Genomic DNA, 26,601 nt, shown 5'->3' on the forward strand with positions numbered 1-26,601 from the left:
CCTCCGACGGTACGTCATGTCCTGCTGCGGCTCCGACCGGAGCGGTGCTCGGCGACCAGGTGTTCCAGGATGACCGCAGAGCAGCTCGGCAGCAGCTCGTTCAGCGGGACGAAGTCCACCGCGCGCACGTTCGGCGGCAGCGGCCCGATCGAGGCCAGCTGTTCGGAGTCGAGCGTGGCCACCACCTCCACGTCCAGGTCGGCGACGGCCGCGAGGAGGTCGCCGACCGACGCCTGGTCCCCGCCGACCACCTCGCGGAACGAGACGCCCAGGGTGAGGCAGATCCGGCGCCGGCGGGGCGCCTCGTCCAGCCAACCGGGCACCGCCGAAGGGCCGTTGTACGGCACGTAGCGGACCGGGACGCGGGGCGTACGGAGCGGCAGGGACAGGGAGGTGGGCACCGGGTCGATCGTCCACTGTCCGACCACCGGCTCCTCGTCGAAGCCGCGGCCCGGACCGGTCATCCCGTACCGCCCCAGGACCTGCCCCAGCCACTCCTCCAGCGGATCGTCCCGCAGCTCGGCCGGCCGCCGGCCGAGCACGGCCAGACAGCGCTCGCGGAGCAGGCCACCAGGTCGAGGCCGAACATCAGCCGGGCGTGGGCGGCGCCGCAGGCCCGGGCGGCGACCGGTCCCGCGAAGGTCATGGTGTCCCAGACCGCCAGGTCCGGCCGCCAGTCCCGGGCGAACGCGACCAGGTCGTCGATCATCCGGTCCGGCACCGTGTTGCGGTGCACCAGCGGCGTCCAGGTGGTGAAGACGCCGTGCAGGTGGTCGGCGGACAGCCGGGCAGGCGGGGTCGAACCGGACGTCCACGGTGCGGGCGCCGGGGCCCGGCGCGCTCCGGTCGGTCACGGTGGCTCCTTCAGAGGACTCGATGCTCCGTCGGAAGTGGTACTAAGTCGAGGCGTTGCGCATGCCGCGGATCCCGGCCACGACGCCCAGCGTCGCGACGGCGCCGGCCGCGAGGAATCCGTACAGCACCACCGATTCGGTCAACTGCACGTCGAACAGAGCGCGTTCGGCCTCGACCACGTGGGTCACCGGGTTGATCCGGCTCAGCACGTAGAGCCAGGTCGGCGCGGCCGCCTCGGTGATCGGCAGCAGCACCCCGGAGAGCAGCAGCAGTGGGAAGAAGACCACCTGCTGTACTCCGTAGAACAGGGTCTGCCGGCGGCGGGAGTGGAGCGCCAGGGTGAAGGACAGCGCGCCGATGCCGACGCCGAAGACGCTCAGCAGCACGAGCCCGGCCAGGGCGCCCGGCAGGTGCAGCCGGAAGTCGGTCGGCAGCAGCAGGAGGAGGATCAGCAGGGCCTGGACGAGCAGGACCACGACCTCCTTCAGCGTCCGGCCGACCAGCATGGCGGCCCGGTTGAGCGGGGTGACGAGCAGCCGCTCGAAGGCGCCCGAGGAGATCTCGTTGAGCAGCGAGGCGCCCGCTCCCGCCGTGGCGGACAGGCCGAGCAGGACGAGCATGCCGGGGACGAACCACTGCCAGGGCGAGCCCGCGCCGGCCGGCCCGCCGCCCGCGCCCGCGCCCGGGCCCGAGCTGGAGAGCAGCGGCGCGAAGAGGGCGAGCAGCAGGAACGGCAGCATCATCGTGAAGAGCAGGCCGACGGGTTGGCGCAGTTCGGGCTTGAGTTCGCGGGCGAACGCGGTGCGGGTGTCGGTGAGCACCTTCATGGTCAGGCTCCCTGGTGGGGGGTGGTCGGGATGCCGGCGTCGGCGCTCTCCCGGAGGGTGCGTCCGGTCAGGGTGAGGAAGACGTCGTCGAGGGTGGGGCGGGCGATCCGGGTGCTGTGCACCCGGATCCCGGCCGCGTCGAGGTCGCGCAGCAGCTCCGGCAGCCGGACGTCGCCGTCGGAGGTCCGGACCCGCACCTCCCGGTCCTCGACGGTCACCTCCCGAACGGCCCGCAGGGTGCGGGCCCGGGCGGCGGCCGGGCCGGTGTCGGCGGGGTCGGCGGTCGTGAAGGTGATGAGGTCGCCGGTGAGTTCGGCCTTGAGGCGCTCCGGGGAGTCGTCGGCGATCACCCGGCCGTGGTCGACGACCAGCACCCGCCCGGCCCACAGGTCGGCCTCCTCCAGGTAGTGGGTGGTGAAGACGATGGTGGTGCCGAGGTCCTTGTGCAGGCGCAGCACGTGCTCCCAGATGTTGGCGCGGCTGTGCGGGTCGAGCCCGGTGGAGGGCTCGTCGAGGAAGAGCAGGTCCGGTTCGTGGACCAGGGCCATGGCGATGTCGAGCCGGCGGCGCTGGCCCCCGGAGAGGGTGCCGACCGTCCGCCGGGCCAGCCCTTCCAGTTCGAGGGCGTCCAGCAGGCGTTCGGCCCGGGCGTGCGACTCGGCGCGGCTCAGGCCGTAGGCGCGGCCCTGGGTGACGAGTTCGTCCATGACCCGGAACCCGGTGCCGGCGCTGTTGCCCTGGCCGAGGTAGCCGATCCGGCGGCGCACCCCGGCCGGGTCGGCCACCACGTCGTGCCCGGCGACGGTGGCGGTGCCCGCGGTCGGCGGGAGCAGTGTGGTCAGCATCCGCAGACTGGTGGTCTTCCCGGCGCCGTTCGGGCCGAGGAAGGCCACCACGGAGCCGGCCTCGATGTCGAGGTCGAGACCGCGGACGGCTTCGACCGTCTCTCCCTTGGCGCGGAAACTTCGGGTGAGTCCGCGGGTGTGGATCATGAGGTCTCCCGTACGGGGGCGTGGAGGGCGGAGCGGGGAGTGGAACGGAGGCCACGGCTGCCGGCGGCCGATCGGAGCGGCCCCGGCCAGGCGGAGGAGAAGTCGGCTGCTCCGGGCTCTTGACTTCTGAGAGCTTAGAAGCGTCAATAACGTCACTGTCAGTGCTGCTGACAGTCTTCTTCCCGCCTCCGGAACCCCGTTCGAGCGCGCCGCGGACCAGCGACCCTCCATCGGCCCGGCCAGCGACGGACCCCAGGCTGATCGCCGACGGACGATCGGCCGCAGGCCGCACGGGAAGGTCGGTGAACCTCATGGCAGGACTCACGCGCAGACGGTTGATGGAGCTATCGGCGATGGCCGGGGGAGCCACGCTGCTCGGTGTCCCGGCCGCCGCCACTCCGGAGGCCGGAGCGCCCGCCCCCTGGGGCCGGTGGTCCTCAGCCCGGACGACCCCCGCTGTACCGAACTCACCACCCGCGGGCACAACGGCCGCTTCACCGGCTCCCCGGACGTGGTGCACCTGGTCGGCTCGCCCGGCCAGGTGGTCGCCGCGGTCGAGCGGGCCGCCCGGGGCCGCAAGCGGATCGCGGTCCGCAGCGGCGGCCACTGCTTCGAGGGCTTCGTCGACGACCCCGCCGTCCGGGTCCTGATCGATGTCTCCGAGATACTGGATGTCTCCCACGACCCGGAGCGGCAGCTCTTCGCCATGATGCTCTGGCACGACACGTTCATCCGGGACGAGCGGGTCACCCTGCCGGTCGCCGGGCACGAGGCCACCGCGACCACGCCGACCGGACTGTTCCCCCACCCCCACCAGCGCCGCCTACAGCAGCACCGCCGTCCGCCCCGACGGCCCCGCCCCGACGGCCCCGCCCCGGCGGTACTCGCCCAGGGGTGGCCGGCGGCCCCCGCCCCGGTCACATCCGCGAGCGTGACCGGGGCGGAGTCCCGCCGGTGGTGAGGGGTGAGCCTGCCGTTCCTCAGGACACGCTGAACCTCAGAAGGAGGCGGGGGCACGGCGCCGCGACCTCGTCCTCAGGAGGAGGGCCCCAGGCCGCGAGCGCGGCGGAAACCCCCTGCGGGCCGGATTCCAGATAGCAGATCATGTTCACCGGGTACCGACTGTTGTCGAACATGTAGCGGTCCATCGGTGTCGGCTCCTCGCTTATTCGCAGCCCTCGCTCTTCGGGCGGGCCGATCCGGTGCCAGTCGGGATGCAGATGGATGGAGCCCAGGATCTCGGCCCCGTCACGGTCCGCCTGCCGGTGAATACGAATCAGATCCTTCGAGCTGCACCAGAATCCCCGGCGGGGGTTTCGGTAGGCGCTTCCGAAGCACGGCGCTATGGAGCTCGAGAACTCTTCGAGCGCCATCGGGTCGGTGGCACGGACGTTGGTCGCGAACTGGACCGAGGTGACGGCCGCGACACCGTCGTCGACGGTGCCGAGCAGGAGGGCGAAACAGGAGGGTGGTTCCTGCGGGGTACAGGCCTCGTATTCATCGCGCGCTACTGAGATGAACGACTTGAGGGCGTCGAATCCGATCAGGGCGGTATGGGGGGTGACGTTCACGGCGGCTCCTCTTCCTTCAGCCGACATGCGCACTGTGGTCCGACGCGGTGGTCCGTGAAGCGAGATCCAGCGAGTGAACCTCGGCCGGGGAGAGTTCCAGGGTCGCCCCCGGGATCAGTTCGGCGAGCTGCTCGGGCGTCCTGCTGCTGGCGAGCGGAGCGACGACATGGGGCTGCGCCCTCAGCCAGGCCAGGGCCACCGCGGCGGGGGCGGTGCCGTGCTCGGCGGCGATCGTGTCCAGCGTCCGGAGCACCGCGCGGCCGCGGGGCGTTTCGCCGTACGGTCGTGCCGCGTCGCTGCGGACGCTGGGAACGGCGGGTGCGCCTTCGCGGTACTTGCCCGTCAGGAAGCCCTGCGCCAGGGCGAAGTACGGGACGCAGGAGACGCCCTCGCGCTCGCAGACCGGGGCGATCCCACTCTCGAAGGGCTCGCGTTCCATGAGGTTGTAGGGAGGCTGGACCGCCACGTACGAGGCGAGCCCCGAACTCTTCGAGACCTCAAGGGATTCGGCCAGCCTGGGGCCGCTGATGTTCGAGGCGCCGATGTGGCGCACCTTCCCTGCCGTGATCAGCGTGTCGAGTGCGGTGAGGGTCTCTTCGAGGGGAGTTTCCGGGTCGTCCGCGTGCGTGTAGTAGAGGTCGATATGATCCGTCCGCAGACGGCGCAGGGATTCCTCCACCGCCTGGTGGACGACCTTCGCCGTGAGCCCGGACAGTCCGTTCAGTCGGCCCACCTTGGTGGCGATGACGAAACGGTCCCGCTGACCGCGCGCGGCCAGCCAGTTGCCGAGGATGGACTCGGACTCCCCGCCGGTGTTTCCGGGGGCCCACTGGGAATAGGAGTCGGCGGTGTCGATGAAGTTCCCGCCCGCGGCGGCGTAGGCATCGAGGACGCGGAAGGATGTCGGCTCGTCGACGGTCCATCCGAAGACGCTGCCGCCGAGGCAGAGTGGAAAGACGTCGAGCTCGGAATGTGCGATGGCAACCAATGGACGCTTTCTGGTTCTTACCGGATTCGGTGGCCGGTTCCGGTGCGGAGGGTGGGGAACAGGGGGGGCGCGGCTCGGCGCGACTTCCTACGTCGCTCCCACCTGAGGGGTCGGCTGACGCCCCCGCCAGCAAGTTCCGATGAATAGCGTGCACTTGACAGTCAGTCAGTGCGGGAACCGATACTACCTTCGGTCCGACGCCATGCCGAGGCCTCGGCTGGATTCCGTCGTGGTCGGGGTGTGCGCCTGCTCCGTCGTTCTGCGCTCGAACGGCTCGACGGCGAGGCCGCCCCGGTGGTTACCGGGCCGAGGCGGGTCGCGGCCGGGCGCGGCCGGGTCGTGGGTCGTGGGTCGCAGGCTGTAGGCGCGGGTGGTCGCTTCGCCCGATCTCCCTTGGCGGGAAGGCGATCCAGCCTCGCGGCGTGCGAAGCCATGCGTGCCAGGGCGGTGGCCGGGGCGGTGGCCGGGTGCGGGGTCGGACCGGCGCCCGGCATGGGTGGCGGCGCGCGCGACATGGGCCTCCACCGCCTTCGCGGCGGAGCGGTCGCTTCCGGGACGCCGGTCGTACGAGGCGTTTTCCGGCCCGCGTCAGTGAGTCGAGAGCCGGCATCCCCGGTGGGCTCGGCCAGCTCGTCGACCAGGGTGAGGCCTCGCCCATCCGTCCTGCCGATCGGCCGCGCTGTCCTGGGCCGGGCGCCCTGCGGGCGACCGTCATCCGGGACGGCACGTGGGCGGCCATCACGGCCGGCCACAAACGTCGATGCGGTCGGGCGCCGGTGTACCGGCCCTCCTGGGGGCGAAGGACCGAGATGACGTGCACGTCATCGGACGGATCGGCGGGAGGTCGCGCCGGCTCGACTACCAGAGCCTGACGGAATACTGAGCCGTCGCGAGGACATGCCCTCTACAGTGCGTTGAGCGGCAGTGGTGATCGGCGGCGTTGCCAGAACGGGCGGTCGGACCAGCGGTCTTCGTGGACGTGGATCTCGCGGTGGCCGTACGCGTAGGCCTCGAAGGTCTCGCCGAGCTGTGCGGTGTAGGTGTCGAGCGCGTCGGCTTCACCGCACAACAGGGCCTCGACTGCCCGGCCGGCGCACAGGCCCGAGTAGAGAGCGGTGAGGACGCCCTGCGAGGAGAGCGGGTCGAGCGCGATCGCCGCGTCCCCGGCCGCGATCCAGCCCTCGCCCGCCAGCGGTTCCAGCCGCGCGGTGTGCGCGGCGCACCGGCGCGGGGACGCCCCGGCGAGGGCCTGGCGGCCGCGGGCGCGTTCGGCCGTGTGCCGGGTGGCCGCGAGCCGGTCGAGGAACGTCCGGGTCGCCCGGAGGCCGGGGGGCGAGAGGTCCGTGTCGGTGAAGTAGGTGACCAGGCGGTGGGCGGGGGAGTGCGGCGCGGTGTACCACCATCCGTCAGGGCCGGACTCGACCAGCGAGGCCTCCTCGATGTCGGAGGCGTCGTGAGCCAGTCTCAGGTGGACGGCGACCAGCCGGTCGTAGCGGCGGCGACGGGCCCCGCAGCGGGCGGCGAGCGAGGCTCGGCGGCCGGTGGCGTCGACCAGCCAGCGGCACCGCACGCTGTGCTCCGCGCCGTCGGCCCGGAGCGTCACCTGCCATCCGCTGTCCGGCTGCGGTACGGGGTGGCTCACCGTGGTCCGTTCGGTGACCTTTACCCCGTTGGCCTCGGCGTGGGTACGCAGCAGGCGGTCGAAGACGGGCCGGTCGAGGTGCCAGCCGTGCCCGTACGGGTCGGTGAGGAAGTCCGTGCGGTGCAGGTGGGGTGAGCCCCAGGCGGAGAGCGTGGCGTGGCACTGGCGGTGGTCCGCGTCGAGGGATCGGATGTCGACGCCGAGGTCTCGGAGGATCAACTGGGCGACGGGGACGAGGGATTCGCCGGTCTTCGGGGGGCCGCTGCCGGCGTCGGCGAGCAGCACCGTGCGGCCTGCCCGGGCCAGGGTGAGGGCGGCGGCGGCGCCCGCCGGGCCGCCGCCCGCGACGACGGCGTCGTACCTCGGGTGCTGCCGCGCGCAGTGGTCGTCGGTGGGCGCCGCCGTGGTCATCCGGCGTCCCGGAAGGGGTCGACCTTGGCGATGTAGCCGGCCGAGATCTCCTCGGGCCGGAACCCGGTGGACCGGGCGATCTCGTTGGCGGCCCGCTCGTCGACCGCGGTGCGCTGGGTCTCGGAGAGCTGGGGGTGGCCGGACTCGCGCACGTGGATGTTGACACGGTTCTGGTGGTCGTCGACCTTGGGGAGCGAGGGGTCGGGAGTGGACTCCACCAGGATCGCGGCCGGGAACTTGTCGTCCACCGTGTAGGCGTTGGTCTCGACGACGCCGAACTTGGACCAGCCGGCGACCATGTCCTTCAGGCCCGTCTTCTTGTCCGGGGACAGGAACCGCAGCCACACGGCGCGTCTCTCGAAGGCCTCGGCGCGCCGGTCGTCGGTGACGGTGCCGTTGGGCTTCTGGTTGACCGTGTCGAAGTCGGTCTTCTTCAGCACGTGGTTGGGCACCCGGGCCGGCCAGAAGGAGGGCAGGTAGGGGCTGTAGCGGGGGCCGATGTTGGCGCGGAGCTCGTAGCCGGAGCGGCAACTGGCGGTGTCGGTCTGCCAGGGGACGCCCATCCAGCGGGTGAGGCCGCCGGGGCCCTGGCCGTGCAGGGGGCCATGGGCCGACAGAGCGAGCTGCGGTGTGAGGTGGTCGCCGTAGTCGTGTTCGGTCTCGCCGGCCGCGCGGTGGCGGATGCGGAACGGCTCCGTGTACAGGGTGTCGTGGCGGATCGGCCAGGTGACCTCGCAGCCGGGGTGGAAGGCGTCGGCGAGGCAGTAGTCCAGGGCGGCCCGGTCCAGCAGCCCGGGTTGCTGTGCGAGGGGCGCGGCTTCCAGCGACGTGTAGGTGGTGTGCTTGGTCTTGTCGTCGAAGTTCCCCTGAACCCACTGTTCCAGCATCTGTTCCTGGGTCCGGGTCAGGACACCGTACTGGCGCGGGGACTGTGCGGGGACGGCCATCGCGTCTCCGTAGAGCCAGGGCCAGGGCAGCGGGGACAGGCCGTCCCGGTCGTAGCTGCGCATCTGGTAGTACACGCGTTGCCTCAGCTCCCGGTACTGCTCCTTCTTGCTGCCGAGGACGGCGAGCAGTCGGGGCGAGGTGAAGTCGTTGGGACCCTGCCAGCCGAACTCCGCGGCGAATCCCTGGTTGACCCACTGGTGACCGGTGAACCGCTGGAGCAAGGGCTTGATGTGTTCGTCGAAGACGACGGTGGAGGGCAGGGGGACGGTCGGGTACCCGCCCTGGGCGAAGAGGTCGTACAGCAGGTCGTAGAGGGTCACGATGCCCTTGACGTCCGGTGCGTAGTTCGGCGGCCCGACCACCACCCAGGCCGGCTTCACCTCGACCGCCTTGCCGTCGATCGTGACGGTGGCGGTCACCGGTCCGTCGGAGATGTCGTCGTGCCAGCCCTCGTTGTTGCCGAAGGTGGTGAGCTCGGACGGGGGGTCGGTGAAGGAGGCCGAGCCGCCCCTGCCCCCCAGGACGACGAGACGCCCCTTCTCGTCGGTCCTCAGTTCCCCCAGGTAGACGGTCTTGCCGGCGATCTTCCCGGTGTCGAACTTCTGGCCGCTCCGGCCCGTACCCGAGATCGTTCGCGGATCAGGGGTGATCCGCAGTTTGTCCCTGTCCTTGCCCTTGTAGGTGGCATTGCGTCGGCCGTACTGGTCCTTCGCCAGGTTCTGGGCCTCGGGGATGTCCAGCGCGAGCGAGAACTGGTACCAGGCGGCCTTGTGGTTGGCCAGCTGGACCGTCCAGTCGATGCTGGCCTTGTCCTGCCCGTGCAGGATCTCCCTGACGACGTTGCCGTCCTTGTCGTAGCCGTAGGCGCGGAAGCGCGCCGCCTGCCGCTTGATCTTGCCGGTGCCCTCCTTGTAGGAGCCCGGGGTCCTGGGATCCTCGTCCGGCGTTTCCGGCCCGTAGAAGAACTCCTCGCTGTTGCCGACCCGCGCGATACCGATCGCGGGGTGGATCTTCACATAGGCAATCGTGGTCACACTCGGTACCTCTCTGGTGCGCCTGATCGCCGGTTGGAACGCGGAGTGACGGACGCAGGAGCCCGTGCGCGGACCGGACCCAGCAGCGACCGAGCTCGGGGTGGATGGGTACGCCCTCGCCCTCGCCCTCGTCACGGACGGGCGGAACCTTGCCGCAGGGGCGCTCTTCATCCATGGTGCGGGTGGAACCGGTCGAGCGTCCCATGGTGTACGACCGAATGCGCGGCTGTGCGGCTGTGCGGCCGAAGCCGGTCGGCTCCGTCACGGCGGCCCGGTCCCCTCACCTTCCAGGCCATGGCACCGGGCCCCGCCGGGGTGCGCGGGCGGCGGCGCGGGCGCAGCCTGGAAGTGCGGGACGCCGCGGGTGCGCGCTCGTGCGGTGCGGTGCGGTGCGGCGGGGCGCGGTCTTCGGCAGCGGTCTCGGCGCGCGGGTCCGCCGTGCGCCCACACCAGGTGAGGAGCATCCGGCATGACGACGGGCGAGACGCGTGATGGCCGCGAACAGGGGGCTGCCGGGAGTGCGCCGCGGCGGGTCCGGCTGCCGGGCTTCGTCACGGACCAGGACATCGGGCTCGGCGACGCCGTCAAGCGGGTCACGTCGACGCTGGGCATCCGGCCCTGCGGCGGGTGCGAGCGGCGCGCCGCCGCGCTGAACCGCCGGCTGGTCGTGTCCGGCGGGCCGAGCCGACGGCAGCGGAACTGACCTCCGAGGAGCCAGCGATGGAACAGGACCAGGACGTCAGGGGGCCGGTGCAGGCCCGCGCGACGGGGCCGGTGCAGGCCCGCGCGACGGGAGCGGTGGAGCCACCGGGAGCGGAGCGGCCGGTGCCGGAAGCGCCGCCGGACGGAGGGCAGTCAGCACCGGACCCCGGCTACGGCGGAGCCTGGACGGATCCGCCCGGCCACCTCGAACCCGCGTCCGCGCCGGTCGCCCCGGCCTGCGGGTGCGGCGGTCCGGGCGCCGGCGCGGCCGAAGGGCCACAGGCGGAGGCCATCGGTTCGGCACCGGACCAGCCCGCCTTCGTCTACGCGATCGGCCAGATCGACTTCCGCTTGCCGAGCCTGGGGATCGAGAAGGAGCTGGCGCAGGCCGTCGGCCGCATGGAGGCCTCGGGGCTGAACGACCGCCAGACCGTGCACTCGGTCATCTCCCAGCCCGAGAACCGCTACCTCGCACGGCAGTTGTGCTACGTGCTGAACATCCAGGGCATCGACACCTACCTGCTGCGCCCCCGCGATCCGGCCGACATCGCGCTGCTGGTGGACGCCGTCCGGCCCGACCCGCGCCCGACGGACCTGGACGTGGTGATCGGCCTGCGAGGGCCGTTGGCGCCGCCGTCGCTCTGCAACGGTCTGACGCTCCCGGTGGTCTTTTTCGACCAGCTCTACTCCTTCGACAGCGCTGAGCTGATCGGCGCGATCGAGCGGCCCGAACAGATCCCGGCCGACCGGTTCGAGTCCGCCTCCTACGAACTCCTCAGCCGGATCCTGCATCTGGGCGACAACGCCGGCGACACCGATGAGCACCGCGCGCTCAACTACCTGGCCGTCCGGTACCAGGGGATCTACCACAAGACCGTGGAGGCGTTCGCGGCCAACTCCGCGCTCAGCGCCGTCGAGGTCTGCGACTCGAGACTGAGCGGCGCCCGCCGGATCCTCGACGTGGTGCTCTCCTACACGCACCGCCAGAGCGACGTCACCGAGAAGTTCTTCGTGCGGCTCGACTGCACCGAGGAGTTCCCCTTCGTGGTGACGAAGCTGGCGCCCTACTACGACCACTGACCGGCCTCCGGGCCGAAGTGAGGTGAGCGACGATGAGCATTCCGGGATTCACCGCGGACACGGTGACCTACCGGGGCAGTGGAGGGTATCGGCCGGGGCGCGGCGCCCCGGCACGGGGGAGGGCGGGCGTGGTGCCACAGGGCCGGGCCGTCCGACGGGACGGTGGCATCGCCACGTGGGAGAGGTGCGCCGTGCTGTGCGAAAACCGGTGCCGACCGTTCTGCCACAACCCGCTCAGCGAGGGGTGCGACGTGTGCTACTCCCCCTGCTTCGATGCCTGTACGGGCCCCGTCGACGACGTGGGCCCGTTCTGAGGAGGTGTGTACCGATGAGGACGCCGGGCTTCACCGCCGACGCGGCGGTCTACCGGAGCCGCGGGCACTACCGCCCGGGGCCGTCCCGGGGCGGGCCGGCCCGTGCGAACGTCCTGGTGCCGTCCGCACGGGCGGGCAGGGGCTCGCGGAGTGTGATCGACCCGATCTGCATCCCCGAGTGCCGCGGGGCCTGCTTCCCGTACTGCGTGCGTGACCCTCTCGGCCGCAAGTGCCGCGACTGCATGAGCGACTGCTACGCCCTCTGCCCGCCGTACCCGAGCGCGTGAGACCGCTCGACCTGGTCGGGCTGACGCCGCTGATGGCGCGCAGTGCCGGGCGGCCGGAGGTCGCCGTCGGGGTGCTCGACGGCCTGGTCGCGGTCGGACAACCCGCTTTCGCCGGGCGGCGGTTGCGCGTTCTGCCCGGCCGGACGGACGCCACCGGCGGGCCGGCCGGGGCCGGGTCGGTCTGCGCGACCGCCGGCGACGGTCCCTGCGTACACGGCAGCTTCGTCGCCGGCGTGTTGAGCGCCGACCGCGCCTCGCCGTCGCCCGGCATCTGCCCCGACTGCACCCTGCTGATCCGTCCCGTCTTCGCCGGCCACCGCGCCGACCCGGCCGCCGTACCGGCCGGTTGTCCCACCCCGCTGAGCGCCTCGGCCGAGGAGCTGGCCGCTGCCGTAGTCCAGGCCGTCGACGCCGGAGCCCGGGTGCTCAACCTGAGCGTCGCGCCCGCGCGGCCGTCCGGCGGCGGGCACCGCGAGCTGACGGCCGCCCTGGACCACGCGGCGGCGCGCGGCGTGCTCACCGTCGTCGCGGCCGGCAACCAGGGCCGGCTGGGCGGCTCCGTGCTGACCCGGCACCCCTGGACCATCCCGGTCGTCGGGTACGACGGCCCGGGCCGCCCGATGGGCCTGTCCAACCTCGGCGGCTCGATCGGCGCCCGTGGTGTCGGCGCACCGGGACAGGCCGTGGTGCACCTGAACCCCGGCGAGCGCCCGCTCCTGCTCTCGGGCACCAGCGTGGCCGTCCCCTTCGTCACCGGAACCCTCGCCCTGCTGCTGTCCTGCTTCCCACGGGCCGCCCCGGCCGAGGTCCGCGCGGCCGTGCTCCGCGGCGCCACCCGCACATCCGCGCGGCGCTCGGTGGTGCCGCCCCTGCTGGACGCCTGGGCCGCGTACGAGATCCTGCGGGGCTGACAGCTCTTGGCCGGGGCGGGCCGGGTCGTCGCCGCGGACCTCGACCGGAACAACCGAGGACGAGAGCGAGCACAGTCTCGTCGACCGCCACCGCGTACGGCGCACCCGAGCGGCACGCGGCCAGGAAGCGATACCGGCCCCGCGACCGCCGAAACCGAGGCCCGCCGCAGCAGTCCGCCAACCAGGCTCCGCCGAAGTCGTGGTCGCCCACCCGGTCGGCGACAACGAGGCGTTGCAGGGGCAGGCCGTAGCCGGCGGCGGCGAGTCCGAGGTCGGGCAGGTCCACGGCGGCGGACCGGGAGGGGATCGCCGAGGAGGCGGCGGCGCCCGCGAGGCGGCCGACCGTCACACCCCGGCGGCGGCGACGAGGACTCCGAGGCCCTCGAAGTCCTGGTCGACGAACGCCGCCGCCTCGCCGCTCTCCCACAACGCCCCTCCGCCTGGGTCGAGGCCGAGACCGACCAGACCTTCGCCGATGCCTGGACCCAGGCCGACCAGGAACACCGCCGCCAACTCCTCCTCGGCCTCAGAACCCGCCTCTACATGACACCCGACACGGAAGGCTGGTACCTGCCCGCCGAACTCCAAGCACGCGCAGGACAGCTGGAGTGCGCTGCAAGCTCGGCGTCGGGTGCGTGATGCGCGGGACTGACGGGATCGCCGACGAACTTGCGGGCGATGCCGGCCGTCTCGTCGCCGACGATGAACCGGCTGGCGGCGCGCAGGCTAAGCTCCCAGCCCGGCGGGCGGTGGTCGCGGTCCTCGGCGCGCAGTGCGGCCAGCTCCTCGGCGTACCGGACCTCGGCAGGCGGGCGCTGGAGCTCCTCCTCGGTGGTGGTCGTGGTCACCGCGGCCTTTCCCGGGTGGTCGTCGGTGAGGTGGCGAGGGGTCACAGCGTGGTCAGCTCGGTGAGGTCGGCGATCACCTCGGAGGCGATCACCGGGTCGAGCTCGGCGAAGGTCGGGAAGGTGCGGTTGTGGGTCCAGTAGTCGCCCGGGCGCCTGTCGAGCCACACCGTTTCCACCCGCTGCTCGGGGTAGGAGTCGAACATGCCGGCGGCGATGCCGTCCTCCGGGGCGATCACCACGTAGAGGTCGGGCCCGACCCGGCGGGACAGCCACTGCTCGACGCCGTTGTCCTGGGGCTCGCCGCGCCGCCACCCGCGCCGTTCCATGCCGACCAGCCGGGTGGTGGGCAGCACCGGACCGTTCTCGAAGCGGGTGAGGCGGTGGCTGGCCCGCTCCTCGTCGGTCAGCGAGTAGACCGGGCGGCCGAGCTGGCGGAACGGCTGCAGGATCTCGTAGTCGGCGAACAGCTCCGACCAGTCGGCGAGGCCGTCGTCGAGCAGGAGCGGGTGCGCCAGCCGGACGGAGGCCGTGGCCGGCAGCGCGAACGCCTCGTCCCGGACGTCCGCCAGGGTGCGGTCCTCGGCGACCCGGAACGCCGTCACCGTGCCGCCCGTCTCGGACAGCCACACCAGGCGGCGCACCAGGTGCCACAGCAGCGGGTGCCCGACGAACAGCTGGTCGAACTCCTGCGCCGTCCACGACCGCCGGGTGATCATCGCCTCCTCCAGGCGGCGGATCTGGTCCCCCGCCACCGTGCGCACGTCCTTCTTCAGCGCGGCGAAACGCTTGCGCTCGGCAGGCGCCAGCTCGGCGTCGTCCCGCACCCCGGGGACCGGAAGATCCTTGCGGCGGGCGCCGTCCGCGTCACGAACGTACGGCTTGAGCTGCTCGTCGAAGCCGACCGTGAACGTCCGGCTGCCGTAGTCGACGACGGTGGTCCCGTCAGCCTCCAGCCCGAAGTCCGGCACCAGACGGTCCGACAGCTGCTCCCCGGACAGGCCGAGCCCGGCCGCCACCTCGGCGATCTTCTCCTGCGCCCGCGCCTTGAGTGCCTTGAACTTCACCCGCTGCGCGATGCCGTGCAGGTGCAGCAGGGCCACGTCGGTGCCGATCGCGGCCAGCACCTCCAGGCCGTCCACCGCACGGTGGTGCGCTCCCTCGCCCGGCCAGGCGCGGAGCACCGGCGTCAGCCGGCAGACCGTATCGTCGTCACCGAACCGGCCGAGTACGTGCAGCGCCCAGCCGTCCTGGGCAGGCATGCCGGCCATCCGCCACTGCTCGAACACCGCCCAGCAGAACTCCGTCAACGACCGCGGCTCGCACAGCAGGGCCACCTCGTCGAGGCCCGGGTAGACCGCCCCGGGCGCGGACAGCGCGAGCATGGTGAGCACGTGCCGCACCGCCTCGGCGGGCAGGGCGCCCTCGCTGCCGTACAGCAGCAGTTGCGGCAGCATCACCGGCTCCGTCCAGTCGCAGGGCGGAGGCAGCTTCGCCGGGAGCGCGGTCACCAGCGGGTCGGCCGACAGCAGTGCGCCCACGGCCTCCTCCGCCTTCGGCCCGTATTCGCAGGCCACCGCGTGCACCGCCGCCGCGCCGTGCGCCTCGGCGATCACTCGCAGGGCCTGCTCGGCGTTGCGCCGGGCCGCTCCGGCCTTCCCGACCGCGGCCGGAACCAGCAGCCGGGCCGCGTCCACGCCGTGCCGGGTGAACCAGGAACGTGCTGTGCTCCCGGCCGACTTGAGACGCACCAGCCAGTCCGCCATGGTCTCGGCCACCCGGGCGTCCAGGTACGGAAGCAGCAGGGACGCGTGCGTGGCCGGGTTCCCGACCGCTGCGGCCCGGATCGGGTCGACGGCGTCCGTCCCGAAGCGGGCGGCGACTCGGCGCAGGGAGTCCCCGGAGTGCCAGATACGCTCACCGGCGCGCCACTGCGCGAGCAGGGGCCGGGCCAACTCCTCGTCGCCGTAAGCGAACAGCGCGAGCTCGGCGTGCTGTCCGCCGCGCAGCCGCGCGTCCTCGGGTTGCCCGATCCTGGCCCGGATCGTGGCCGCGACCCGCTGCCAGTCGTCGTCCGACCAGCTCGTGTACCAGGACTCGGAGGTCGCCGCCCACGCCTCGCGCTCACCCGGCAGCCACCGCATCTGCGGTTCCCGAGGCGCGCTGAGGCCGGTCAGCACGCGGGGCTTGCCGACGGAGCGCGGCCGCGTCCACGGCGGGCTGGTGAACAGCTCCGGCAGCGAGTCGGGGCCGACCTCCGGCACCCGCTCGCCGAGGTCGGTGAGCGGCTCGACCAGGGCTGCCTGCTCCGGCGTCAGCTCCGGCAGCAGTTCGAGCGCGGTCGCGCGGTGGACGGCGACGTGGCCGGTGAGGAGCTGCCGGGCGAGCTGCTGCGCGGCCGGGTCGGTGGAGGTAGCCGCGGCCTCGGCGAGCAGGCGCAGGGCACGCCGGGGGAAGCGGCGGAGACCGGCCATGAGGGCGGCGCGGGTGGACTTGATGCCGTCCTGCTGGGCCAGTAGCCCCCGGAAGCCCTCGTCGGAGGGGAGCTCGGCGAGCGCGTCCAGGATCCGCTTCTTGCCGTCCTTGTTGTGGTAGCTGGTGGTCAGGTCGTGCAGCATCACCGGTGCTGCGTCGCCGCCGAGGCCCTCGGCCACGGTCGCGATGATCTCGGTGGACCAACCGTTATAGCTCAGGCTCGGCAGCGGGGGGAGATTCTCCAGCGGTTTCGCCGAGGAGAGCGAGCACAGCAACATGGACCACTCGACGGCGGCCAGACGGGAGCCCGACGCGACGCACTCCTCGACCCAGGCGGTCTCGGACGGCACCAGGTACGCCGCCACCACCAGGCGGGTCAGATTGTTCCGGCAGCCCGCCAGGGCCTCGACCGCCGCGCGGTGGGTCTCCTCGTCGCACGCCGCCAGCAGCGACCGGACCCGGTCCGCGGCGGGACGGTACGCGCCGTGCCTCTGGTTGGCCCCGCGCCGGACGCGGGGGTGGACGGACCTCTGGTGGATCCAGTCGGTTTCGACAGCCGTCGTGAACAGCTCGACGGTGGCCCTGGCCGCGAACGGCAGGCCGAACTCCGCCACCCAGGCGTCCACGGCCACGCGGACCCCGTTGTTGCCGGGATACGAGAACACGGAGGCGAGCACTGCCGCACCGAGCGGATCCCGGCTGCCGGACTGGTGGGCGCGGGCGGCCGCGACCAGCTCCGGGTCACTGCGCTCCGAGGAGAGCGTCTGCTCCAGCCAGTCCCCCATCTGCCGCAGCCCGTCGCGGTACGAGGTCACCGGGCCCTTCCCCGGCGCGGACGGCTTCCGGGGAATGCCGCCCCGGCGCGGAATCAGGGCCCGACGCCAGGCGTCCGGCATGACGAAGACGTCCTCGTCCTCGGGACCGGCAGCCTCGGCCGTGGGCGCGGATACGACGGGCTGCGCCACGGGCACCGAATCCGTGGCCGTACCCGGCTCCGTATCCGCCCCCGCACAGATCTCGCGGTAGCCCTTGCGCTCCTTCTCGGCGACCACCTTGGCGAAGTGCGCCTGCGCCTCCTCCACGGTCGGGAACGTCTTGACCTGTTCCCGACCGCCCGTACCGGACCGCCCGTACCGCACAGTCACCGCGACACCGTCGACCGCGGCCTCCCAGAACTTGTCCGAGCCGCCCTCGACGAACTCCCAGCGCCGCACAGCCCCGCCCCTCTCCTCGCACTGATGATCAGGAGACGAACGTTAGTGAGTCCCACTGACAAGTCCCCGGCCGACCACCCCCGCACTCACCTCCCGCCGATGTCACCGTGCGCCGGTGCCTCGTGCCTGAGCGAGCGGCGTACACGCCCTGGAAGTATCGCCGGCGTCGATCAGTGACTGAGCCACGTCTCGGCGTCGTCCTCCCGCACGTTGGGGGTGTGGCTCAGGTAGAGGGCGTGGAACGCGGCCCGTACGTCGAGGCCATGCGGGCGCCATCGCCACAGACGTAGACCTTGGCCCCGGCTCTCGGACACGCACGGCAACGAGGGCAAGGTCTCGGACCTGATCCAGGCAGAGGTCTTCCTGATGCTGGCCTCGATCTTCGCGGAGATGGAGCTCAAGCGGATCAAGGCCCGCGTCACCGCGGCGCACAAGCACCTGCGCGAGACGGACCGGTGGGCGGGCGGGCAGCCGCCGTACGGGTACCGGATCGCCGACCGGCCCGGTGGCGGGCGAACGCTGGAGCCGGACCCGGTGATCTCAGAGGCCTCGGGACGTTTCCCGAGCCGAGCCCCCGGCCCCGGCGTCCGCGCCGCGTGCCGAGGCGAGCCCGACCGAGGCGTGGATCCTGGCCGTGGCCGCCTGGGGTGACACCACCGCCCGGATCGGCAGGGAGGGCGGCCTGACCGCGGGCGGCGTCAACTACCACCTCGACCGGCTGAGCCGCCGGTGGCGCGTCCCCAACCGGACCGCGCTGGTGGGGCGGGCGTACGCGTTCGGGGTCCTCGTGGCGGACGCGTGGCCGCCGGCGCCTGCCCGCCGCACGTGACGGCCGTCAACCGGCCCGGCGCACGTGTCGGGGCCCGGTCGGGCGGGGTTGCGGACAGCGTCGGCGGCGCCGACAGCACGGACCGTTTTCGCCGATCGCGGTCAACGGCAGGACCATCACGACCACCGCGGACGGCTGTTCGTCCACCTCTCCGTCGGCCGGCGTCTCGCTACGGCTCCCGTCCACCTCCCCGTCGGCCGGCGTCTCGCTACGGCTCCCGTCCGGCTGATCGAGCCCGCTGTCGGGAACGGCTCGCGCGGCACGGAGAAACCATTCCAATCGCGTGGTCCCCAGGCCGAGCGCCTCCGCGAGCTGCTGGACGGAGCGGCGCTGTGGTCGGCGCACCCGGCCCCGCTCGATGTCGCTGATCGTCCTCACACTGACCTGGGAACGCCGGGCGAGTTCCTCATGCGTGAATCCCACTTCACGACGAAGCGTCCTCAGCATGCCCCCGAATGCCGAATCCCCTTGCTGTGCCTTCGACACGTCACCCCCCAGGATCTTGGCGCGTGGGAGCGCTCCCACACCCATCGGGAGCGTAGCAGCACCTCATGCCCAGGTCAGCCGCGACACGCGGCAGTGGCTCATACCGGAACAACGGGACGTGACGGCCGTTCAGTTCGAAGCCGTCCGAGGCCGTCAGGCCGAGGCGCGGACCGTCAGTTCGGTCGGAAGGATCACCTGGCGACGCGGCCGCCCGGGTTCGGCGATCTCCTCGATCAGCAGCTGAACCATCAACCGCCCCATCGCCTCGGTCGGTTGGCGAACGCTGGTGAGAGGCGGCTCGGTGCTACGGGCGATGACGGAGTCGTCGAAGCCGACGACGGCGACGTCTCCCGGCACACGTCGCCCGGCCTCGCGCAGCGCCCGGAATGCGCCCACGGCCATCAGGTCGGAGGCGCAGAACACGGCATCGAGGGTGGGCATTTCGGCCAGGAGCTCGCACATCGCCGCGTAGCCGCCCGCCTCGGTGAAGTCGCCGTGGGCGACGAGCGCGTCCTCCGGAGCGAGGCCGGCCTCCGTGAGCGCCTCCCGGTACCCCGCCAGGCGTGCCCCGGCCGCCTCCATGGCGAGCGGCCCCGTGATGGTGGCCACTCTGGTGCGGCCGCTCCCGACCAGGTGCCGGACGGCCGCCCGGGCCCCGCCGGCGTTGTCGGCGTGGACGTAGCTCAGCGATTCGCGCTCGGACCGGCGACCGCCCAGCACGGCCGGCATCCCGAGCTGTTCCAGCAGGTCGGGCAACAGGTCGTCCTGGCGCACCGAGACCAGGAGTACCCCGTCGACCCGACGCGCGGTGAGGTAGCGCGTCAGACGCTCGCGCTCGTCCTCGTTGCGGACCAGGGTCAGCAGCAACTGAAGGTCGGTCGACGCGAGTTCGTCGGAGATCCCGGTGATGACATCCGCGAAGTACGGCTCCGACCTCAGCCGCGCCAGACTCTCCGGGACGACCAGGGCGACGACGTCGGTGCGCGAGGTCACCAGGGACCGTGCCGCCTGGTTGGGTACGTAGCCGAGCTCGGCGACGGCGTGCTCCACGGCCTCCCTCGCCCGGGCGCTCACCTTGGGCGAACCGTTGATGACCCGGGACACCGTTCCCCGGCTGACTCCCGCGCGGGCGGCCACGTCCTCCACCGTCGGTCGCGCGGCAGACCGGGTGCTACCGGGGCCCGGCCTGTCAGTTCGGGTCATGATCACACTCCGGTGTGGCTCACTCTCGGGAGTGGCCATCCTACACGCCGTGAGAGCGCTCCCACCGGCGCTTCCACCGGCGCTCCCACGGGCCCGGCCCGTCGGCCGGTCGGGAGGGTGTCCGACCGGCCGACGGGACCGGCGGTCACAGGGGCATGCCCTGCCAGCCGCCGAGGTTGGTGGGCGTCGTGCCCGTGCGGTAGTAGACGCGGCCGTCCGTGCCGATGGCGAACACGTACAGGACACCGCCGCCGTCGACGATCGCGGTCGGGTGGTCGAGGACGGTGCCGCCGAGGTCCTGCCAGGCGCCGTAGCCGGCGTTCGGGGCGGTCTGCGCGGTGGTGCTCACGCCGCCGCCGGCATTGCGCTCGAACAGGACGACCCGCCCGCCGAGGTTGGCCATCGCCGGCTCGCCCACGCCCTTGTGGCCGCCGAGGTCGGTCGGGGACTGGCTCCACGGTCCGCCGGGCTGGGTCTGGTAGCTGACGAGCATCGCGCCGGTGCCGGCCTCGCGGTAGGCGAGTTCGATGCGGCCGTCCTGGTCGAGCGCGGCCCTGGGCGGGCTGGCCGGCCGGGAGTTCGGGATCGGCCCCGGGCCGTTGATGGCGTCGTTCGGAGCGGTCTGCCACCAGTTGACGACCCCGTCGCGGGTGCTGGCGAAGACCTCGATCCTCCCGACGCCGTTGCGGATCGCGGTGACCGGGTCCTGGATGTCGGTGCCGTGCAGGTCATCCCAGGTGGTCGTCCAGGCGCCGTTCGGGCTGGTCTGCCGGATCGCGCTGAGGCCGCCGCCGCCGTTCTTGACGAAGAGCTCCAGTCGGCCGTCCTGGGAGGCGACCACCGCGGGCACGCCGACCTGGGCCTCGTTGCCGAGTCCGGCGTTGGGGTTGCCGAGGTCGGCCCAGCTGTCCCGCCACACGCCGTTGGGCGTGGTCTGCGGGACGGAGACGATGTGGTGGTCGGTGAGGCGGCGGGCGAAGACCTCCATCCGGCCGTCGGCGTTGGTGCCGACGGCGATACCCGGTGCGAGCCGCCCGCCCGGGTCGGCGAACCGTGCTGGGCCGCCCCAACTGCCGTCCCCCTGGCGCCAGTACGTGTAGAGGGAGCCCGCCCGGACGACGAAGACCTGCGGCCGGCCGTCCTGGTTGAGTCCGGCCCAGGAGGTGCCCCGCGACCAGCGGTAGTACATCCGGGAGAACCAGGCGGTTTCGTAGTTCCCCGAGTGGTCGTGGCTGGCGTACTCGGAGACGAACACGCCCTTGGCGCCGGTCGTCGCCGGGTCGAGGTTCACCGGGCAGTCGCTGATGTTGTAGTCCCGGTAGTTCACCTGGATCAGCGAGCCGCCGTACTGGCTCGCCGCCACGCCCGCGAACTTCGCGGCGGAGATGTGGTCCGAGTGGTCGTCCTTGTACCGGGTGTCCGGGAGTTCGTCCTGGGCCCGGAGCACGGTCGGCTGGTACGTCACCATGATCTGCCGCAGCACCTCGACGACGTCCGCCGCCGTGTAGGTCGACGGCCCGGACAGCGGGCTGTCCTTCGGGACGACCGTGGTGTCGGTGCCGCCGTTCAGCACGTTGGCGAGCCCGGCGTCGTGCAGGTTGAGGAAGATCAGGTGCACCGGCCGGTCCTTGAGCATGTACCGCTCGACCTGCTTGCCCGCGACCGTCCACGCCTCGACCGTCCAGTGCCCGATCTCGTCGGTCGCCGGGTCGTTGTCGCCGACCCCGGTCATCCGGGAGTAGGCGTTGACGGCGCCCATCTGGCGGTTCCAGGTGCGCAGTGGGTCGCCGGCGGGGTCCCAGCAGCCGCCCACGCACGGGTCACCGGTGATGTTTCCGGCGGTGACGAACACCGTGACGGACGGCGTGCCGTTGGCGAGTGCGTTGGACAGGTCCGGGTTCATGAACAGGATGTCGTCGTCCTCGTGGGCGACGACCTGCATGAACAGCGGCCCGGAGCCGGCGGCCATACGTGCGGCCGTACCCGTACCCGTGGCCGTACCCGTGGCCGCGGAGGCGCGGGTCGCGGCCCCCTTGGCCAGGACGGGTGCGGCGAGGGCGGTCAGCGCGAGGGAGGTGAGGATTTGCCGTCGTCCGATTGCCATGTGATTTCCCCTCATTCGAGATTTGAGGTCGGCAGGTGATCACGCCAGGAGGAGATTGGCGGATTGCAGGGCGAGAAGTGCCCGAGACGGTATATCGCAAATCCCGTCAGGTACGACAGTCGACTGACGGACAATCGAGCCACTCCGTCTGCTTCCCGCCGATCTCGCCTGTGCAGCGCGGTTTCTGCTGGAACTTCCCCATGGTTTCCGCCTGATGTTCCTCCTGGCGAAATCCGGGCCGGCAGTGATTGCATGGTGGATGGCGAGCCGGCTCCGAGAATTCTCGACGCATTCTCGGGCCTCCTCCCTCGGGAAGCGGATCGCCGCCACTTCTTCGTCACCCGAGCCATGCGGGAATGGTTTTCCGTACCCGGCGAAAGGACTCCTGTGCACGTCGCCCACCGCCCACCGCGGGGCCGCCTGTCCGCCATGACGGCAGCCGCCGTCGTCCTCGGCGCGTTCGCCGCCCTGCCGCCCGCGGCCCCGGCGAACGCGGCCGCCGGCTGCGGGCCGGTCCCCGCCGCGCTCCGGTCGGGCCCGGGCGCGCCGCGCCCCGAGTCCTCGGCCTGGACGGGGAGTTGGGGTACCGCCATGAGCCTGGCCGGACCGTCGGCATCCTCGGGCGTGACGGGGCGGCAGACCCTGCGCATGGTCGTCCACACCAGCATCGGCGGCAGCTCCGTCCGGATCCACCTGGTGAACACCTTCAGCCCGGACCCGGTGACCATCGGGCACGTCACCGTCGCGGCCCAGGACGGGACTTCCGCCCGGAACGGGAACCCGGCCACGGCGGCGGCCGCGCCGGTCACCCTGACGTTCGGCGGTTCGGGCCGGACCGTCGTCCCACCCGGCGGCGAGGTCTACAGCGACCCGGTCGCCTTCCCGGTCACCGCAGACGAGAACCTGCTGGTCAGCCTCTGGCTGCCCGACGGGGTCACCACCGCGCCCTACCACCCGTACACGCTCACCACCTCCTACACCTCCGCCCCCGGCGACGGTGCCGACCGCACCCAGGACACGGGCGGCGCCAACCTCTCCACCCCGTACGCCTACTGGGCCTTCCTCGACGGCCTGGACGTCACGGCCGCCGGCAGCGACGGGACGGTGGTCACCCTCGGCGACTCGCAGGTGGACGGCGGGCACACCAACCAGGACTCCAACACCCGCTGGACCGATGACTACGGGCGCGCCCTCAGCGCCCGACCGACGCCCGAGGGCATCGTCAACAAGGGCATCTCCGGCAACCGGATCCTCACCGACGGGACGGGAGGACGCGTCGGCTTCGGTCAGAGCGCGCTCAACCGCTTCGACCGGGACGTCCTCTCCCAGACCGGAGTGCGGAGCGTCGTGCTCTACGAGGGCATCAATGACATCACGATGGACGACGCCTCCGACTCCGCGCTCGAGTCGGGGATCCAGCAGCTGGCCTCACGCGCGCACGCGGCCGGGCTGCGCTTCACCGTTGCCACCATCCCCGCCTTCCAGGGCTACACCGACTACACCGCCGCCCGCGACCGGGTGCGCCAGTGCGTCAACGACTGGATCCGCACGACGACGGCTATCGACGGCTTCCACGACTTCGACCGGGCGACCCGCGACCCGCTCAACCCGAGCGCCGCGTTCGCCGGTTACGTCTCCTCCGACCACCTGCACTTCACCACCAACGGGAACGCGGCCCTCGCCGAGGTCCTCACCCCGCGGCCCGCCCCGACCAGCCCCTCCCACACCTTCTCCCAGACGACGGCCGGAGCCTTCCACGGCAAGGGCATCGGCGACCTCGTCGCCCGTGACGACTCGGACGGGCACCTGTACGAGTGGGCGGGGCTGGGAGACGGGTCCTTCGCGGCCAGGACCGACCTGACGGCCGGCTGGGGCGCGTTCTCGCAGACGGTCGCCGGTGATTTCCGGGGGACCGGTCACGCGGATCTGATGGCGAGGGAGGACGCGACGGGCAACCTGTACATGTGGCCCGGTAACGGGGACGGTACTTTCGCCGGTCGGGTGCTCGTCACCGACGGGTGGGGTCCGTTCTCGCAGACGGTCGCCGGTGATTTCCGGGGGACCGGGCACGCGGATCTGATGGCGAGGGAGGACGCGACGGGCAACCTGTACATGTGGCCCGGTAACGGGGACGGTACTTTCGCCGGTCGGGTGCTCGTCACCGACGGGTGGGGTCCGTTCTCGCAGACGGTCGCCGGTGACTTCCGGGGGACCGGCCGCGCCGGCCTCATCGCCCGCAACGACACCTACGGCGTCCTCGACGAATGGATGAACACGGGCGGAGCCTCCTTCTCCCACGCCTTCCGGCTCACCGACGGCTGGTGACCGGCCGGTCGGCCCGTCCAGCTCGTCCTGCCCGGCCAATGCGCTTGCACGGGACCACCGTTCGCAGCGGCGGCCCACCGGGAGGGGCGGCTCGCCGGTGGCGAGGAGGACGTCCAGCAGGTCGCCCCGGGGCCTCGGCCATGACGTCGTGCCCGGCGGGCAGGCCGTGCACCGTCCACCGCGGGTGATGGGCCGGGCGCCGGCCTCCTCCTCCCTGGCCGCCGGACCGTGGTCAACCTGACCATGGCGAGCTCCACCCGGGCCCGGGAGACCTCCGAGTGGGCGGCCGAGGCCGACATCGACTACGTCGACGGCGCGATTCCGGCGGTTCCCCAGGCCATGGGCACCGCCGAGGCCACACTGCTGTGAGCCGGCCCGGAGTCCTGGCGCTCGAAGGCGCGCGTGAGCGTGCCTTCGAGCCGGGACCGCCGATCAGGCGATGCCTCGTTGAGCACCTGTGTCTGACACAGCACTTCTCCCACGCGCGAGGAGAAGCGCTGCAACCTGTTCGACTACCCCGGCGGCGACGAGTACGCCGAAGCCCTCGAAGTCCTGGTCGAGGAACGCCGCCGCCTCGCCGCGCTCCCGCAACGCCCGTCCGCCTGGGTGGAAGTTGAGACCGGCCAGACCTTCTCGGATGCCTGGGCCCAGGCCGACCAGGAAAGGCGCCGCCAACTCCTCCTTGGCCTCAAGGCCCGCCTCTACATGACACCCACCATCGAAGGCTGGTACCTACCAGCCGAACTCGAAGCGCGAGTAGAGCAATTGCAACGCGATGGAAGGTCGGCGTAGATCGCGAAGCGGACGAGCAACTGGCGGCCGTCATCGACAGATTCGACGGGCCGCGTCCGTGCGGGGGAGCGGCTACGGCGCTAGCCTCTACCGTCGGCTGCTGGTAGCACCGCCGTGTATGCCCTCGACCACGAGTGCGCCACCCTGACACTCCGGAGTGGCCACCCTCCGGGCCACCGGACTGGCTGCCTTCGATGCCGTCGACCACGTCCTCGGCTACAGCTCTCCCCAACAAGCCGAAGATAAGCAATAAGTTGGTCGAGCGTCGGGCACTGTAGTCATCGAGGAGTTGGCCACGATCAAGCCCGGATCTGCCGAATCATCCAACCGAGGAGTCCTGGGCCGGCAGGATGGCCGGACCGGTAGTTGACGCCGGTGCTGGACGAGGAGCATGTGTGGGAGCGCATGTGATCAACGATCGCTTTCCTGCTGGTGGGAGACGGCGCGCGCAGCGGCGGTCTGTCGAAGGCGCGCAAGGCCGTCGACACGGCAAATAGCGACAGTGACAGGCAGTTCGCGGCGATCAAGTTACTCAAGCGGCGCGACGACGAATTCATCAAGGTCTTCCTGGAACGGGAGACCGCCCGCACTCAAAGCTGTCGAGCACCCTCATATCGTGCGGATGCTGGAGTCGGGCTGGGACCCGGTTCTGGAGCGGTACTACATCGCCCTGGAGTGGGTGGAGCGCAGCCTGAAGGACGATCTACAGACTCGTCGGCTGGGACGCCTACTTCGAGAAGATCGTGCCACCACCTTGTAACAGTCAGTGATGATCAAGGAGCGGCACAGGATCGGGCCCACCGGCCGGGACCGCGCAGCGAAACCCCGGACGGGCATCGCTCCGGGTGAGAGGTTCGCCTGTTCGGCTCAGCGAGGATGACGGCCAGGAGACGGCGCCCGGAGACCTTCCTACCGTTGGACCCCGGGAGGCTGCATCCCCGCGGAGCCCGGCCGAGGACCTCTCGCCCGTCGGCCACCGCTCACGCCGAACCCGGCAGTCGACTTCCACCGTGACCACGCAGGGTCCGGGTCGAAGGAGATGAAGGACATGAACACCACGCGCACCGCCCGCACGCCCGCGACACCCGCACTGAACGGGTGCCGGACATCACGCCGCCGCCTTCGGGGACGGATCGGGCTCGCCGCGACCGCCACGGCCCTGTCGCTGCTGCCGATCGCCCCGTCCACCGCCAGCGCGGCACCCCACCTCCCGCTCACACAGATCGTGCGGGAGGCCAAGGTGAAGGCGCAGCAGGAGCACCCCGGCTCGCAGTTCTACGACGCGGACGCCGTCCTGCTGACACCCACGACCAACCCCAATGACGTCCAGGCCTGGTGGATCCGCTTCCGGGCCAAGGGCTCGGAGCCGTCCTTCGAGTACAAGTACTCGACCACCGGTCAGTACCAGAGCACGCAGCCGTGGAGCGTCCCGATCGGGATCCAGGCCATCTCCCCGTTCACCATGACGGAGGTCCAGGCCCACGATCTGGCCGTCAAGGCCGGGCACACCGGCGCGTTCAAGCCCCTGTACCTCAATGAGCCCGTCGTGCAGAACCCGCATCCCACCTACTACTTCTGCATTCCCAGCGAGGGCAGGACGGTGGCGGTGGACACCGTGACGGGCCACGTCACCACGCCGTGGTCGTGCTAGTGACCATGGTGTGAGCCCTGTTCGGTGGCCGTCACCCAGCGGGGGTGACGGCCATCGGCGGCTGGCGACCCTTGCCCTCCGCCCGCTCGGTGCCGCCGACCGGGCGGAGGGCAAG

At 71.8% G+C, this 26,601-nt stretch carries 24 protein-coding genes; 10 read left to right on the plus strand and 14 right to left on the minus strand.

The genetic code is table 11. The features are described 5' to 3' along the window. Positions 1-14: 14 nt before the first annotated feature. The 4 genes from ACFVVA_RS31480 to ACFVVA_RS31495 all read right to left on the minus strand — a co-directional run bounded on the left by ACFVVA_RS31480 (position 15) and on the right by ACFVVA_RS31495 (position 2,674). Positions 15-542, minus strand: coding sequence for a nucleotide disphospho-sugar-binding domain-containing protein (locus ACFVVA_RS31480; RefSeq protein WP_387694160.1), 528 nt, complete (start codon positions 540-542; stop codon positions 15-17). Then, a complete protein-coding gene (locus ACFVVA_RS31485) occupies positions 461-736 on the minus strand; it encodes a hypothetical protein (RefSeq protein ID WP_387694161.1) in 276 nt (91 codons plus the stop codon). Before ACFVVA_RS31485 ends, ACFVVA_RS31480 begins: the two co-directional genes overlap by 82 nt. Before the next feature lie 160 nt (positions 737-896). Beyond that, positions 897-1,682, minus strand: a complete 786-nt coding sequence (locus ACFVVA_RS31490) for an ABC transporter permease (RefSeq protein WP_387694162.1) — start codon at positions 1,680-1,682, stop codon at positions 897-899. 2 nt (positions 1,683-1,684) lie between these two features. Next, a complete protein-coding gene (locus ACFVVA_RS31495) occupies positions 1,685-2,674 on the minus strand; it encodes an ATP-binding cassette domain-containing protein (RefSeq protein ID WP_387694163.1) in 990 nt (329 codons plus the stop codon). A 430-nt stretch (positions 2,675-3,104) separates the two neighbouring features. On the opposite strand from ACFVVA_RS31495, the gene ACFVVA_RS31500 reads away from it, so the two are divergent. Further along, positions 3,105-3,635 carry a hypothetical protein gene (locus ACFVVA_RS31500; RefSeq protein ID WP_387694164.1) on the plus strand — a complete coding sequence of 177 codons (531 nt, stop codon included), beginning with the start codon at positions 3,105-3,107 and terminating at the stop codon, positions 3,633-3,635. A 19-nt stretch (positions 3,636-3,654) separates the two neighbouring features. Here ACFVVA_RS31500 and ACFVVA_RS31505 read toward each other — a convergent pair whose 3' ends face one another. From ACFVVA_RS31505 to ACFVVA_RS31520, 4 genes are all read right to left on the minus strand, one after another. Next, the gene (locus ACFVVA_RS31505) at positions 3,655-4,245 is read right to left on the minus strand and encodes a hypothetical protein (RefSeq protein ID WP_387694165.1); all 591 of its coding nucleotides are present in this window, start codon (positions 4,243-4,245) and stop codon (positions 3,655-3,657) included. 16 nt (positions 4,246-4,261) lie between these two features. Next, positions 4,262-5,233, minus strand: a complete 972-nt coding sequence (locus ACFVVA_RS31510) for an aldo/keto reductase (protein ID WP_387694166.1) — start codon at positions 5,231-5,233, stop codon at positions 4,262-4,264. A gap of 904 nt (positions 5,234-6,137) precedes the next feature. Then, positions 6,138-7,286 (minus strand): NAD(P)/FAD-dependent oxidoreductase, encoded by a 1,149-nt coding sequence (locus ACFVVA_RS31515; RefSeq protein ID WP_387694167.1) that lies wholly within the window; start codon positions 7,284-7,286, stop codon positions 6,138-6,140. Continuing rightward, positions 7,283-9,268, minus strand: coding sequence for a LodA/GoxA family CTQ-dependent oxidase (locus ACFVVA_RS31520; protein WP_387694168.1), 1,986 nt, complete (start codon positions 9,266-9,268; stop codon positions 7,283-7,285). The genes ACFVVA_RS31515 and ACFVVA_RS31520 overlap by 4 nt, the downstream gene beginning before the upstream one ends. 469 nt (positions 9,269-9,737) lie before the next feature. On the opposite strand from ACFVVA_RS31520, the gene ACFVVA_RS31525 reads away from it, so the two are divergent. The 4 genes from ACFVVA_RS31525 (at position 9,738) to ACFVVA_RS31540 (ending at position 12,562) form a co-directional block, all read left to right on the plus strand. Beyond that, positions 9,738-9,971 carry a hypothetical protein gene (locus tag ACFVVA_RS31525; protein WP_387694169.1) on the plus strand — a complete coding sequence of 78 codons (234 nt, stop codon included), beginning with the start codon at positions 9,738-9,740 and terminating at the stop codon, positions 9,969-9,971. Between the two features lie 17 nt (positions 9,972-9,988). Continuing rightward, positions 9,989-11,050 carry a hypothetical protein gene (locus tag ACFVVA_RS31530; RefSeq protein WP_387694170.1) on the plus strand — a complete coding sequence of 354 codons (1,062 nt, stop codon included), beginning with the start codon at positions 9,989-9,991 and terminating at the stop codon, positions 11,048-11,050. 328 nt (positions 11,051-11,378) lie between these two features. After that, the gene (locus ACFVVA_RS31535) at positions 11,379-11,651 is read left to right on the plus strand and encodes a hypothetical protein (RefSeq protein WP_387694171.1); all 273 of its coding nucleotides are present in this window, start codon (positions 11,379-11,381) and stop codon (positions 11,649-11,651) included. Next, positions 11,648-12,562 carry a S8 family serine peptidase gene (locus ACFVVA_RS31540; protein WP_387694172.1) on the plus strand — a complete coding sequence of 305 codons (915 nt, stop codon included), beginning with the start codon at positions 11,648-11,650 and terminating at the stop codon, positions 12,560-12,562. The genes ACFVVA_RS31535 and ACFVVA_RS31540 overlap by 4 nt, the downstream gene beginning before the upstream one ends. A gap of 345 nt (positions 12,563-12,907) precedes the next feature. Here ACFVVA_RS31540 and ACFVVA_RS31545 read toward each other — a convergent pair whose 3' ends face one another. Genes ACFVVA_RS31545 through ACFVVA_RS31555 form a run of 3 tightly spaced genes read right to left on the minus strand, consistent with a single transcriptional unit; the run spans position 12,908 to position 17,096 of the window. Next, positions 12,908-13,066 carry a hypothetical protein gene (locus ACFVVA_RS31545; protein WP_387694173.1) on the minus strand — a complete coding sequence of 53 codons (159 nt, stop codon included), beginning with the start codon at positions 13,064-13,066 and terminating at the stop codon, positions 12,908-12,910. Positions 13,067-13,101: 35 nt separating this feature from the next. Next, a complete protein-coding gene (locus tag ACFVVA_RS31550; protein WP_387694174.1) occupies positions 13,102-13,455 on the minus strand; it encodes a hypothetical protein in 354 nt (117 codons plus the stop codon). Further along, positions 13,452-17,096: a DUF4132 domain-containing protein gene (locus ACFVVA_RS31555; RefSeq protein ID WP_387694175.1), complete on the minus strand. Its 3,645-nt coding sequence runs from the start codon at positions 17,094-17,096 to the stop codon at positions 13,452-13,454. The genes ACFVVA_RS31550 and ACFVVA_RS31555 overlap by 4 nt, the downstream gene beginning before the upstream one ends. Positions 17,097-17,462: 366 nt before the next feature. On the opposite strand from ACFVVA_RS31555, the gene ACFVVA_RS31560 reads away from it, so the two are divergent. Then, a complete protein-coding gene (locus ACFVVA_RS31560; RefSeq protein ID WP_387694176.1) occupies positions 17,463-17,747 on the plus strand; it encodes a hypothetical protein in 285 nt (94 codons plus the stop codon). Further along, on the plus strand, positions 17,731-17,925 hold the full coding sequence (locus tag ACFVVA_RS31565; RefSeq protein WP_387694177.1) for a hypothetical protein: 195 nt from the start codon (positions 17,731-17,733) through the stop codon (positions 17,923-17,925). Before ACFVVA_RS31560 ends, ACFVVA_RS31565 begins: the two co-directional genes overlap by 17 nt. Before the next feature lie 6 nt (positions 17,926-17,931). Here the strand turns inward: ACFVVA_RS31565 and ACFVVA_RS31570 are convergent, their stop codons facing one another. The 3 genes from ACFVVA_RS31570 to ACFVVA_RS31580 form a co-directional block, all read right to left on the minus strand. Further along, positions 17,932-18,411 carry a helix-turn-helix domain-containing protein gene (locus ACFVVA_RS31570; RefSeq protein ID WP_387694178.1) on the minus strand — a complete coding sequence of 160 codons (480 nt, stop codon included), beginning with the start codon at positions 18,409-18,411 and terminating at the stop codon, positions 17,932-17,934. Between the two features lie 153 nt (positions 18,412-18,564). Next, positions 18,565-19,614: a LacI family DNA-binding transcriptional regulator gene (locus ACFVVA_RS31575; protein WP_387694179.1), complete on the minus strand. Its 1,050-nt coding sequence runs from the start codon at positions 19,612-19,614 to the stop codon at positions 18,565-18,567. A gap of 145 nt (positions 19,615-19,759) precedes the next feature. Beyond that, positions 19,760-21,718 (minus strand): PIG-L family deacetylase, encoded by a 1,959-nt coding sequence (locus ACFVVA_RS31580; protein WP_387694180.1) that lies wholly within the window; start codon positions 21,716-21,718, stop codon positions 19,760-19,762. Between the two features lie 429 nt (positions 21,719-22,147). On the opposite strand from ACFVVA_RS31580, the gene ACFVVA_RS31585 reads away from it, so the two are divergent. The 3 genes from ACFVVA_RS31585 to ACFVVA_RS31595 all read left to right on the plus strand — a co-directional run bounded on the left by ACFVVA_RS31585 (position 22,148) and on the right by ACFVVA_RS31595 (position 26,486). Further along, the gene (locus ACFVVA_RS31585; RefSeq protein WP_387694181.1) at positions 22,148-24,043 is read left to right on the plus strand and encodes an SGNH/GDSL hydrolase family protein; all 1,896 of its coding nucleotides are present in this window, start codon (positions 22,148-22,150) and stop codon (positions 24,041-24,043) included. A 243-nt stretch (positions 24,044-24,286) separates the two neighbouring features. Then, on the plus strand, positions 24,287-24,412 hold the full coding sequence (locus ACFVVA_RS31590) for a hypothetical protein (RefSeq protein WP_387694182.1): 126 nt from the start codon (positions 24,287-24,289) through the stop codon (positions 24,410-24,412). Positions 24,413-25,883: 1,471 nt separating this feature from the next. Next, a complete protein-coding gene (locus ACFVVA_RS31595) occupies positions 25,884-26,486 on the plus strand; it encodes a hypothetical protein (protein ID WP_387694183.1) in 603 nt (200 codons plus the stop codon). The last annotated feature ends 115 nt before the right edge of the window (positions 26,487-26,601 follow it).

This window comes from Kitasatospora sp. NPDC058048 (genome assembly GCF_042885555.1).
GTDB lineage: Bacteria > Actinomycetota > Actinomycetes > Streptomycetales > Streptomycetaceae > Kitasatospora > Kitasatospora lactacystinica.

Bases quoted from the DNA above. Each gene is read 5' to 3' on its own strand.
- ACFVVA_RS31490 (WP_387694162.1), bottom strand. From the start codon at position 1,682: ATGAAGGTGCTCACCGACACCCGCACCGCGTTCGCCCGCGAACTCAAG.
- ACFVVA_RS31495 (WP_387694163.1), bottom strand. From the start codon at position 2,674: ATGATCCACACCCGCGGACTCACCCGAAGTTTCCGCGCCAAGGGAGAG.
- ACFVVA_RS31515 (WP_387694167.1), bottom strand. From the start codon at position 7,286: ATGACCACGGCGGCGCCCACCGACGACCACTGCGCGCGGCAGCACCCG.
- ACFVVA_RS31525 (WP_387694169.1), top strand. From the start codon at position 9,738: ATGACGACGGGCGAGACGCGTGATGGCCGCGAACAGGGGGCTGCCGGG.
- ACFVVA_RS31530 (WP_387694170.1), top strand. From the start codon at position 9,989: ATGGAACAGGACCAGGACGTCAGGGGGCCGGTGCAGGCCCGCGCGACG.
- ACFVVA_RS31535 (WP_387694171.1), top strand. From the start codon at position 11,379: ATGAGGACGCCGGGCTTCACCGCCGACGCGGCGGTCTACCGGAGCCGC.
- ACFVVA_RS31560 (WP_387694176.1), top strand. From the start codon at position 17,463: ATGCTGGCCTCGATCTTCGCGGAGATGGAGCTCAAGCGGATCAAGGCC.
- ACFVVA_RS31575 (WP_387694179.1), bottom strand. From the start codon at position 19,614: ATGACCCGAACTGACAGGCCGGGCCCCGGTAGCACCCGGTCTGCCGCG.
- ACFVVA_RS31580 (WP_387694180.1), bottom strand. From the start codon at position 21,718: ATGGCAATCGGACGACGGCAAATCCTCACCTCCCTCGCGCTGACCGCC.
- ACFVVA_RS31585 (WP_387694181.1), top strand. From the start codon at position 22,148: ATGACGGCAGCCGCCGTCGTCCTCGGCGCGTTCGCCGCCCTGCCGCCC.
- ACFVVA_RS31590 (WP_387694182.1), top strand. From the start codon at position 24,287: ATGGCGAGCTCCACCCGGGCCCGGGAGACCTCCGAGTGGGCGGCCGAG.
- ACFVVA_RS31595 (WP_387694183.1), top strand. From the start codon at position 25,884: ATGAACACCACGCGCACCGCCCGCACGCCCGCGACACCCGCACTGAAC.